The organism is Streptomyces sp. NPDC001027, assembly GCF_040299045.1.
GTDB lineage: Bacteria > Actinomycetota > Actinomycetes > Streptomycetales > Streptomycetaceae > Streptomyces.
The window spans coordinates 1-10,989 of record NZ_JBEPBI010000253.1; the positions used below are offsets into that span (position 1 = coordinate 1).

The window sequence follows — 10,989 nt, forward strand, 5'->3', positions numbered from 1 at the left end:
AAACGCGAGACCCTTCAAGGCGCCCACGACTACGGCGACGCCAGCGCCTGCCGCAGGACCGTCTTCGCCTGGCTGACCCGCTACAACACCCGCCGTCGGCACTCCGCCAACGGCCACCTCAGCCCCAACGCATACGAACGCCGACACCACACCGCTAAACTCACGCTCGCCGCGTGATCAATAACCGCGTGCCCACCTTCACGGGGGAAGGCCCGGTTCCTCGCGTACTCCTCTCCGTCTCGCTTGCCGGACCCGCACCATCTGGCAGTACTGGCACGTCCCGGCTTTGTCGGGGCTGCTTCCCGCCCTCCCGGCACCTCCCGGTTCAGTCGGGTAGGTGCGGCGCATTACTGCGCCGCACCCCCTCAGAACCGCCCGGGCGGCTTTCACCGCAAGCGGCTCAAGCAAGTCCTGCTGGCGTTACAGGTTGAGATACCGGCCCCTCTGCCATCTCCCGCTTCTCTCGGGGCAGGCATGAGGCGTGAATGATGCGCCGGTTTTCTAGTTCCACTCCTCGAACAGCGATCCGCTGGCTGCGGATCCCAACCTTGACCGTCGTCAGCCACTGCTCCCATTCCTCGGGGGACTGCGGCTGATGATAGGCGTGAAGGAGAAAGTCCCCGCATTCCGGACAGCGGCCGCCCTGCCGCTTGAGCAGGAGCATGCCGAGAGAATTCACCGGAGGCGGGGCTGCCTTGCGGCGACGGTCGGCCCAGTACTGGGCCAGGATCGGGTCATCCGGAGATGCCGTTCCCTTCACCATCACATGCCGCACGATCTTGGTCCAAGAGAACCTGGGTACGCAGTTGCCGGTTGCCCGGCTACCGAACACCCACCGGTTATTCCGTGACTGATTGAACCTGCCGAAGTACTGGTCGACCACCCAGCGTTTCGGCTTGTTCGGGTGAGAGCGTATTGCCCATTTGAACAACAGCATCCACATGTAGTCGTCCAGCTTGGAGAACTCCTTACTGGACACGACGTGCCGCTGGTAGTTAGCCCATCCCCGGATCACCGGGGCCAGGGTTGCTACTACCGATGCCGCGCTTCCGCCGTAGCGAGCGTGGACTTCGGTGCGTAGTCGCCGCCGGATTCGCACCACAGCTTCAGTGCTTGGTTTGATCAGCAGCTTGCCCCCATAGCGGCGAACATTGAAGCCGAGGAAGTCACACCCCTGATCGAGGTGCACAATCTGGGTCTTATCTTCATTGAAGACCAGACCGCGCGGCTCCAGCCACTCGGAAAGCTGCTGCTTGACCTCCTGCGCCTGCTCCCAGCTGTAGCACAACACCAGCTGGTCGTCGGCGTATCTCACCAGCACCGGGGAACCGAGAAGCGTCGCCCCGGCATTTCTGCCGGAGGTGTAGTACCGGACTCCCACAGCCGTTTCCATACCGTGCAGAGCAATGTTCAGCAGCAACGGACTGATGCCCCCGCCTTGAGGAGTTCCTTCCTCCGTAGGCGAGAAGCTGCCCTTCTCTACCACGCCGGCCTTCAGCCACTTGCGGATCATCCCCTTCCCAGGGAACGCTCCGAGCCGGCCGAGAAGGTAGTCGTGGTTGATGTGGTCGAATGCCGCCCTCAGGTCAGCGTCGAGCACCCACACGCGCCCGGGATTCTTTCCCCGGGCGACGTTGAAGATCGCTGCGATCGCGTCGTGGCATCCACGCCCCGGCCGGAATCCGTAAGACTTCGGCTCGAATCGTGCCTCCCACTGGGGTTCCAGCGCGTTACGCACCCGGTTCTGCTGGACACGATCTGCGATGGTCGGAATCCCAAGTGGTCTGAGTTTCCCATTGCTCTTCGGGATATGCACCCGCCTTACTGGCCGGGCCTTCCACGGAGTTGTCGTACGCTGGATTGCACCCGCCAGCTCCGCCCTCGACGAGGAGTTCAATACCGTCTTCCCGTCGACTCCGGCCGTCTTGCGGCCGGTATTCTGCTCGGTCGCTCGTCGCACGCTTACCAGCGTGTTGGACCAGCTCCGTAGCATCAACCTTTGCAGACTGCGGACCTTCTTATGGTCCCCAGCCTTTTCCGCCGCGAAGATCCTTTGCCTCAACCGCTGTATGTCCCGCTCGACGGAACGCCAGTTGACGGCATCCCACTCGAAGGGAACATCTTCAGGTCCGTTCACCGCAGCAGGCTCCGGTCCGGCCGAGGCCGTTTCGCAGTCTTCCACTGTGTCCAACGTTCCTTTCCGTTCCAGCGTCTTGCATCGTTGATCTATCGCAGACTCACCAAGCCCACGTCAGCTCTCTTTTGAGCCGGGCACGATGCCCGTATCCGGCCGGTTGGCCGACGCGACCGCTGAGGGAAGCAGTCATGGCGCGTCGGTTTCCCGTCGCCTTTCGGCGCACCGGCGTTGGCTTCTTGGGCTCTCCTGTTCCCACCAGGGGATTCACCTTCCTCACGGTCGGCCTACCCGTCGCACTTGGCGTCGGGACTCTGATGGGGTTTCCGTGTTCCGCGTGACGGAGATCCGACCGGGGTGGGTGCTTCCTTTACGCCGGGATGGTGGTGTCCATGCGACCGGCACAGCCTCACCAGTCGCCACCTGCCGCTTCTCAACGGCCAATCCTGTACTCCGGTACCGCAATCCATCTCCCGAAGGTGCTGATAACGACGCATACGGAAATTCACTGCACGTTCACCCGTCCGGTCTTCCCCAGCCGGTAACTCCCGGATGGCACAGGAGTCCTTGGGCCATTCCGCGGGCTTCACACCACCCGGTTACCCAGGTCGCATGCCGCGGTGGGGAGAGCGTCTGGACACTCGCCCGATCGCAACGTCGAACATCACCTCCTCCGATCCCTCAATCGTTGCGATCACTCACATCACGCGACCTCACGTCGCACGGCTGCCCCCAGCTTCAACCGCCCTGCTGCGACAGGGCGATGGTGGCGGTCTTTCACCTCCACTCGAACAACGAGCGCCTCACTGCGCACACTCCCAAAAGCACAAGAAGCACGGCATGAACGTGCAGGTCGTCGCCGCACCCGACGGCACACTCCTGTGGTTCTCGCGGGCCCTGCCCGGACGCACTCACGACCTGACCGCCGCCCGTGCTCACGGCGTGATCGAGAACTGCCAAACGCGACAGATCCTCGTCCTGGCCGACCGCGCCTACCAGGGCGCCGGCGCCACCGTCCGTACTCCCTACTACCACCACGAACTGCCCGAGCACTACCAGCAGTACAACCGGGACCACGCCCGACTACGCGCCCCTGGCGAACGCGCCTTTGCACAGCTGAAAACCTGGCGCCTCCTTCGTCGAGCCCGATGCTCGACCAACCGCATCGGACGCATCGTCGCCGCCGTCCACACCCTCCTGATATGCGGATACAGAAGATGAAAGAGGCTCACTTACGACGCAATCGGAGAACAGCTGCATCCAGGTCGCCGCTCAGCCCGGTCCTCACTCCGTGGTGCAGCAGGACGGCACCTCGGTGCACTTCACCGGTTTCGCGGCACTCGTACGACGCTGCCGGATCGAGGCCCCGCAGCCTCAGCGCCGCTGGGGGCTCGCCGTAGTGCTGCGCCTGGAGCCAGGAGGACCACGGACTCCTTCCCATGCACGTACTGCACGGCGCTCAGACCGCCCTGCGGGGCCCGCAGCCGGTATAGGTCCACGCTGCACCACGGGCTGGATCTCCTTGTAGAGCGCCACCCAGGTACCGGCTTCGGTCAGCTCGTCCTCACTCCATTCCGCGAGGTCGCCCCCGATACTGAGTACCCCGGCCATGGCGCTCACGAACCGGAACCGCAGTGAGCTGACCCGGCCGTTGGGCTGGGTGTTCGGGCTGTCGGTGACCCAAGCGGCCATCACACGCGCGGGATGGATCTGGCTGAAGCCGTGCTGGATGGCGAGCCGGTCGAGCGGGTCGGTGTTGTCGGAGGTCCACACCTGGTCCGCCCGGCTCAGGACCCCAAGGTCGATCGGGGCGCTCGTCAGGAGTGCGTCGAGTTGCTCCCAGAGGTACTCCTGGACGTCTTTGCGGGCCAGGTTGAGCACGAGCTGATGACGGAACTCCGTCCGCCTTCGTCCCGTTTGGAACTGCACCAAGTCGGGATGTGCGCGGTAGAGGTCACTGTCGGGGTTGACCATCTCGGGCTCGACCCAGATGCCGAACTGCATACCGAGGGAGTGCACATAGCCAGCGAGTGGCTTGAGGCCGTTCGGGAACCGGTCCGGGTTGGGCGTCCAGTCGCCGAGTCCGGCGCGGTCGCTGACGCGCTTGCCGAACCAGCCATCGTCGACCACGAACGGCTCGACACCGATCGCCGCAGCCCGCCGGGCGAGCGTCCTCTGCCGCTCCCCCGAGATGTCGAACTCGGTAGCCTCCCAGGAGTTGAACAGGACCGGACGGTCCTGATCTGCGTCCGGGATGACGTACGCACGCTGGTACGCATGCCAGGCCCGGCTCGCGCCGCCGAAGCCTCCGTCGCTCCACAGTCCGGCGAAGAGGGGAGACGTGTACGACTCCCCTGCCTCCAGGCTCAGCAGCCCGGAGTCGTCATAGCCAGCGCCGCCGGTGATCTGCACCCGTGCGTCAGGGAGTTGAGCCACGGCGATCCGCCAGGAGCCCGACCAGCCCAGCGCGCAGCCGTACACCTCGCCGCGTTCCTCGGTCGCGTCTGTGTCGAGGGCGACCCAGGGCCGGTGCTGGTGCCCGGTGTGGCCACGACGGCTGCCGATGATCTTCTCCCCGTAAGTGAGAGGCGACCGCATCAGCCGCGACTCGGCAGCCCACCGCCCGTGCAGCCGCGACAGCCGCCAGCCCTCGCGGTAGGGCAGGGTCCAGACGGCGGAGTCGGCCCGCAGCAGCTCCAGCGGCCGTTCCTTGTCATTCGCCAGGGTCACCCAGCGCTCCACGACGTCGCCGCGCATCCGATAGTGCAGGGTGACCGCGAGTCCGTCGTCCCAGAACCGCAGCCGCAGCTCGTCATCCTCGGTCTCGTACCCCGCGTAGCGCCATTCTGTACCGCGCCGCTCGGCGGTGCGCACGGACAGGGCGGGCCGGACGAAACGGGGACCGCCCTCCACCGGGTACTCCTCGCGACCGTCCAGCATCGACTCGAACGGCCAGAAGCCCGACAGCGGACGTTCGGCGAGGGCCTCGGCGAGCGTGATCGTTGGGCCCCAGTGCAGATGCAGGAACTCGTCGCCCTCGGTGAGATGGACGGCGTAGCTGATCGTCGGCCCTGAGAGCAGCATCGTACGGCCGGATTCCGCGATCTCCAACATCAAGCTCTCACAAGTTCAAACAGGTGCGATCAATCCGCAACATCATCAAGTCTCCGGGCTGTCGGCGCAACGGGCTGGAGACAACCCTTGACCATGGCCTGTCGCCGTCTGGGCGACTGGTGGACGAACGGTCCGCCCAGCCGTGCCGTATGGTCGACAACGTGTTCCGACACCCAAGGTGCACCAGCGGTGTGTGAAGTGCGGTGCGGACAGGTGGCGTTCGAGTGCGCACAGGTAGTTCCATCGCCTGATGGGGTGGGCGTAGTGGTGGAGGTCGCCGTAGGGGATCCAGGTCGTTGCGGCGGGCGCGGTCAGGACGCGGCTTCGGAGGTATAGGCGCAGGCAGCGGCCGCCCTCCCCATGCTCGGGCGCCGGGCGGACACTTGACCTCTTACAGCGGCAGAAGTCCTGGAAGTCACCGTCACCCGCAACGAGCGGCTCAGGCGGTGACGGGAGGAGACGCGGCCTGCTTACCCGAGTCGGCCCGTGGCGCCGGCCCTCTGCCGGACTGGCTCGACAACCTCACAGCCAGTGGACTTGCACCGCTCGCTGGTGTTGATGCAGCCCTGCGCGAAGACCAGGAAGCGGTCACCCAGGGGGTCATCGCCGTCTACAACTCGCGGGTCAACGAATGTCACATCACCGACATGAACTCAAACTATGAAAATCTTACCGTAGCCACAACCGAGAGTACGTGAACAGATGGCAAGCGGGGGAAGTTTTCTTACCCCTCACAGGGTTCGCTTCACGTGCAAGGCTGGGCAACATCCCGCGCAACTCCCTTCCCAGGACTACTGCCGCCATGCCACTTCTACCACCCGACCGTGGGCAGCGCGCCAGACGGGCCACCCACACTGCGCTGATCGCGGGCCGTTCCGTGCGGTGCCACAAGCGTCGGCGCGGATGTCGTATCCGTCCCAGCCAACACCATCTCCGAGAAGCGGTGGGCCCGTGCATCGCCAGCACCGGGCACCTGGGTGCCCTCCTCGCCACCACACCGGTGTAGTCCGCGCAGGCCGTGACGGGCTCTGGCCGCCTAGCCGTTCCCTCATCGACGCTGCGCACTGCAACCACTCGCACAGAGCAAGGCAATGGCTGCTGATCTGAACGCAACCAACCCTGACCTCGATGTTCAACCTCAGCGGCTTGATCTTCTCTGCTTTACACAGGTCCACGTTGCCGACTGACCCGAGTCGCTAGCCGAGCATCCGCACAGAGAGAGCCCGATGCTATGTGCACGACCCGATTACCCCACCGCACTCTGAGCCGCCCCGCCGACATCTTGCCACGGCGTGACAGAGTCGGAGTGACTTCCGCAGCCCCATCAGCCGCGCCACCCAGCAGGCCGTCACCGCCGCGCTGGACGCCCCCCCGGCTATGGCACATCGACATCTACGGCCACGAAGCAGACGTGAGCTATGGGCTGCGTCGGAGTGCCCTTAACCGTGACGACGTGTTCATCACCGGGCAACCCAGGATGAATCCGCGGCGACGGAGACCGGATGCATCTGTTCCCCATCTGCGGGTATGCCGTGGCCGGTGAGCGGCTGGGTCTCACCGACGACACGAACTCAGGCCTTGTGCTAGAGCTGATCGCCCAGCATCGGGCGCCCGTCCTGGAGTACGCGACGCTGTGCACGACGTCCGCTCAGGCTGCCATTGCCTTGGCAGGATCGGCCTTCCGGCGAGGGCTCGACACCTCGTCCGAGCGGGCATGGCCCTGGCGCTCTCATCTGCTCTCCGAGGTCATCGACTCCGCTCAGCGGTGGGATGCCGACGGGCGGCGCTTCGACCTGAGTGACGGCCTGCGCACCGGATCAGACGGACGCGAGCCGCCGGCAGTCTCACTCCGCAGGGACCGACGTTTGCTACTGCAGGCCTTCCGGCAGCTTCCGGACGAACAGCAGTTACTGCTGTGGCACACCGAAGTCGAGGCGGAGGACCTCCCGTTGGCCGCCTCATACGCCGAGCTCCGTATGGAAACGGCCCGTTCGAAGCTCCGCCAGGCCCGCTGCCAGCTACGCACCGGGTGCCTTCAGGCCCATGTGGACCTGGCGCGTGACCCGGCCTGCAGCCGCTACACCCGCCTCATCGACGTCGCCGTCAGCCGCAGCCAGATCGCAGAACCCCTGCCCGACCTGCAACAGCACTTCACGGAGTGCGCCTACTGCCGGACCGCAGCCGACCAACTCGATCATGGGCCGGGACGACTCCCCCTCCTCCTCGCCGAAGCCGTTCTGGGCTTCCGAGTGAAGGACTACCTCGCTCTCTGCCGCGCTCGCTCGGGTGCGTCCACGGCCGAACCGGCCGCCGAACCACCGCCACCAGACGTCACCACATCCACGCCATCAGTACACGTCGGGATGCGCAGGGCGCGGCGAGCGGCTCGTCGCCGAGCAGGCATTCGCTTCGGCTGGATGGGCGCGGTGTTAGGGACCTTAGCCGGGGTGCTCACCTGGATCCTCGTCGGGGGCAGCCCGCACGCCCCCGGAACCGTTGCCGACGCCGTAGGCGCCGCGCCTACCCGCACCACGCCCGCCGGTAACCGCCTCACCCCCGGTGCGGCAGTCCGCTTCCGCAACTCCGGAAGCGGACTGTGTTTGGACATCGCCCACCAGGACCCGAGAGCGGGCACCACCGTGGTGACCTCCTCTTGCGCGGAGACGCCTACCCAGCTGTGGCATCTGGATGCGGACGGACTACTGCGCAACCATGCCGATCCAGGATTGTGCCTGGAATTCGACAGGATATTCGGGCACGAAGTGAATCCATGCATTTATGCCGCCGGCGACGGAACCCGGGCTTTCCAGTACACCCTGTCGGACGACGGCCTGCTCGTCCTCCGCCGGAACCGCCGACTCGTGGTGACGCCTGTCGGAACTGACCAAGCACAGGGCGCCCCCGTTGCATTAAGGGAAGCCAACGCGTTGTTCCCGTACATGTTCAAGCGCTGGCGGATTGAGTCAGTAACCCCGTATTAAAGAATGCCGCATACCATGCACGACCGCCTCACTAGACGGCCTTGCCCGCGCCGTGAAGGATGGCCGACCGTGCCACTTCCGGGAATAAGAAGATCTGCCAGCCATCCCGATGCCGCGCAATTCTTTTCTCCAGCCACGGAAGGGAATTAAGTTGAACAGCCTCAAGACGTTTGACATACCGAAGATCGTCACCGGGACGTCACAAGACGTGCAACTCGGAAATAAGATGATTGAATCCTGGAAGCGGGACGGCATCTACCAGGTCGCCGTCGAGCCAGCGCAGGAAACCGTCAACGCCAACGCCTACGCGGCGAGCAAGAGGTTTTTCGATTTACCTCTCACCGAAAAATCCAAGCACATCAGCGACCTTACCTATAGTGGCTACGTCGCCTCCGGCGAAGAGGTAACCGACGGCGTTCAGGACGGATCGGAGATCTTCACAGTCACCAAGGACGTGCCCTCTGTAGACGCCCGCGTCGGTGAAAACTGGCCCTGCCACGGCCCCGTACCCTGGCCGGATCAACAGTACCGCCGCGCGATCAACGCCTACATGACGCAGTCCGGACACATCGGCCACCGGATCCTCCAGCTCACTGCACTGGGGCTCGGCCAGGACATCAGCGCGTTTACTCGTCTGACAGACGACGGATGGCACCACATGCGGGTACTGCGCTTCCCTGCTGCGTCAGCCACCAACGACCGCGGCATCGGCGCCCACACCGACTACGGCTTGCTGGTGATCGCCACCCAGGACGATGTCGGCCAAGCCCTGTACGTCCGGCCCCCGATCGAGGGCGAGCGCCGCAATCGCAACTGGCTGGCCGAAGAGAGCGCTGCAGGCGTCTATGAGGACGACAGCAAGTGGACCTACGTGAAGCCGGTACCTCGCACCTTCACCGTGTTCCCCGGCGACGTCTTCCAACTCATCACCGGCGGGGAACTGCTCTCGACGCCGCACAAGGTGAAGCTCGCCGACCGGCCACGGTACGCCTTCGCGTACTTCCACGAGCCGAACTTCCAGGCTGTGGTCCGTCCGGCCCTCAGTACGGACAACGCTGAATCCCTCCATTACGGTAGCCACTTCACCTCAATGTTCATGCGCTGCTACCCGGACCGGGCCACCACGCAGAGGATCAATACCGAGGGCCGACTGTCCATACTGGACAAGCTCCGGGAAGAGACCTTTGCCGCCTTCTGAGCGAGCGAAGCCAAGGCGAGGAAGTGTTCGGGCTTGCGCTCGTCGCAGCGATGGAGTCGTCGGCAACCCGATAGCCAGGACACCGTGCGTTCCACGGCCCAGCGATGTCGGCCCCGTCGATCCCCTTACGGACGATGCGGTGCTGGATGCTGCGGGCGGATAGCCAACGTCGCAGGTGCTGGTAGTCGTAGCCCTTGTCCGCGTGGAGCTTTCCGGGCCGTCGGCGCCGGCTGGCCGCGACGTGAGCGGATGGGCGAGATGCCACGGACCAGCAGGATGAGGGCCTGACTGTCGTGGAAATTCGCGCCGGAGATCGACAGGGGCAGGCCACGGCGGTCAACGATGAGGATGCTCCTATAGATCGTCAAGCTGTGGGGCGTAGTTGTTCGGTGGTGAGTTGCGGACGGGGTAGCAGGTGGTAGATCGCGCGAGCGACGAAGCGTTTCAGGCACCGGATGATGTCCTTCTTGGAGAGGCCGTCGGCGGTGCTTCGGGCGACGTATTTCTGAGTGCGCAGGTCGTACTTCATGCGGACCAGGACGATGGTGTGCAGGGCTCTGTCGGCCTGGCGGTCGCCGCCGCGGTGAGCCGGTGGCGGTGGGTGCGACCGGATGACGCAGGGATGGGTGAGGCTGCGCAAAAGGTGAGCGAAGGATGCCTCGGAGCGGAGACGTTCAGGGTTGTCACCAGCGGTTTCCAGGAGCTGACCTGCTGTCTCGGCGCCGACACCGGGCAGCGCGAGGAGTTTGGGGGCAGCTTTGGTGACCAGCGGGCCGATCTCGGCTTCGGCCTCCTTGATTTCCCCGTCGAGTGCCTGGTAGTGGCGGGCCAGTCGCCTCGGGGCGGCTGGTCGTGTGAGCGGGATCTTCGAGGTTTCCGGTGGGGCGGAGCGGGCGAGGGCGCTGATCAGGTCTTTGGCGGACAAGCCGCGAAATCTGTCGCGGACCTCTCTGGGGGCGCTGATCGTCAGTGCGCGGATCTGGTTGATAGCCCAGGTGCGGGCCTTGACCGCGGAGTTGCGGGCCACGCGCAGAACGCGGATGGCTTCTACGATCCCGTCGCGGGTCCTTCGGAGCGCCGCTGGTACGGCCTGACAGAACAGCGGTGGCGGCCGCGTAGGTGTCGACGGATTCGGACTTGCCGTTGGCGCGGCGGGACTTGCGGTCGGGGCGGTCGACCTCGATGACGGTGAGTCCGAATCCGCGCAGGAAGCGGACGAGCTCGGCACCGTAGGAACCGGTCCCTCCATCCCGAAGTAACGGCTCCAGGCGATCCCGCGGCTCGTCCGGCACAGTCCACGACCTGCACACCGGAACGAACGCTCAACTCCCGCCTTGGGCACCGCGATCAGAGCCGAGAGATGTCGTGGTCGTAGCCGCGGTCGGCGAACAGCGAGTCGGACTTGCGGCGGGGACGGCCCACCCGGCCGCGGACTGGCGGGATCGCATCGAGCCAGGGCATGAGCCGGGTGCCGTCGTTGCGGTTGCCGCCGGTCAGCAGGATCGCGAGCGGGGTGCCGTGCTCGTCGGTGATCATGCTGCTTCGAGCCGGCCCGTCGCCGG

The 10,989-nt window shown here is 65.2% G+C and carries 5 protein-coding genes and 4 pseudogenes; 4 read left to right on the top strand and 5 right to left on the bottom strand.

Going from position 1 to position 10,989, the window contains the following annotated elements:
• Window positions 1-400 precede the first annotated feature (400 nt).
• Window positions 401-2,182 carry a group II intron reverse transcriptase/maturase gene (gene ltrA / locus ABT300_RS36635; protein ID WP_351685362.1) on the bottom strand — a complete coding sequence of 594 codons (1,782 nt, stop codon included), beginning with the start codon at window positions 2,180-2,182 and terminating at the stop codon, window positions 401-403.
• A 681-nt stretch (window positions 2,183-2,863) separates the two neighbouring features.
• On the opposite strand from ltrA, the pseudogene ABT300_RS36640 reads away from it, so the two are divergent.
• Window positions 2,864-3,355: pseudogene (locus ABT300_RS36640) on the top strand (transposase family protein); the annotation flags it as partial.
• Between the two features lie 7 nt (window positions 3,356-3,362).
• On the opposite strand, the pseudogene ABT300_RS36645 reads toward ABT300_RS36640, so the two are convergent.
• Window positions 3,363-5,248 (bottom strand): annotated as a pseudogene (locus ABT300_RS36645) (alpha-galactosidase).
• Between the two features lie 446 nt (window positions 5,249-5,694).
• On the opposite strand from ABT300_RS36645, the gene ABT300_RS36650 reads away from it, so the two are divergent.
• The 3 genes from ABT300_RS36650 to ABT300_RS36660 all read left to right on the top strand — a co-directional run bounded on the left by ABT300_RS36650 (window position 5,695) and on the right by ABT300_RS36660 (window position 9,427).
• Window positions 5,695-5,946 (top strand): hypothetical protein, encoded by a 252-nt coding sequence (locus tag ABT300_RS36650; protein ID WP_351685364.1) that lies wholly within the window; start codon window positions 5,695-5,697, stop codon window positions 5,944-5,946.
• 804 nt (window positions 5,947-6,750) lie between these two features.
• Complete coding sequence (locus tag ABT300_RS36655) at window positions 6,751-8,229, top strand: ricin-type beta-trefoil lectin domain protein (RefSeq protein ID WP_351685367.1); 1,479 nt, start codon at window positions 6,751-6,753, stop codon at window positions 8,227-8,229.
• A 151-nt stretch (window positions 8,230-8,380) separates the two neighbouring features.
• Complete coding sequence (locus tag ABT300_RS36660; protein ID WP_351685370.1) at window positions 8,381-9,427, top strand: 2-oxoglutarate and iron-dependent oxygenase domain-containing protein; 1,047 nt, start codon at window positions 8,381-8,383, stop codon at window positions 9,425-9,427.
• Here ABT300_RS36660 and ABT300_RS36665 read toward each other — a convergent pair.
• From ABT300_RS36665 to ABT300_RS36675, 3 genes and pseudogenes are all read right to left on the bottom strand, one after another.
• Window positions 9,427-9,774 (bottom strand): annotated as a pseudogene (locus tag ABT300_RS36665) (transposase); the annotation flags it as partial. The gene ABT300_RS36660 and the pseudogene ABT300_RS36665 overlap by 1 nt on opposite strands.
• A gap of 17 nt (window positions 9,775-9,791) precedes the next feature.
• Complete coding sequence (locus ABT300_RS36670) at window positions 9,792-10,454, bottom strand: hypothetical protein (RefSeq protein ID WP_351685372.1); 663 nt, start codon at window positions 10,452-10,454, stop codon at window positions 9,792-9,794.
• Window positions 10,455-10,780: 326 nt separating this feature from the next.
• Window positions 10,781-10,989: pseudogene (locus ABT300_RS36675) on the bottom strand (transposase); the annotation flags it as partial.

Bases quoted from the DNA above. Each gene is read 5' to 3' on its own strand.
- ABT300_RS36655 (WP_351685367.1), top strand. From the start codon at position 6,751: ATGCATCTGTTCCCCATCTGCGGGTATGCCGTGGCCGGTGAGCGGCTG.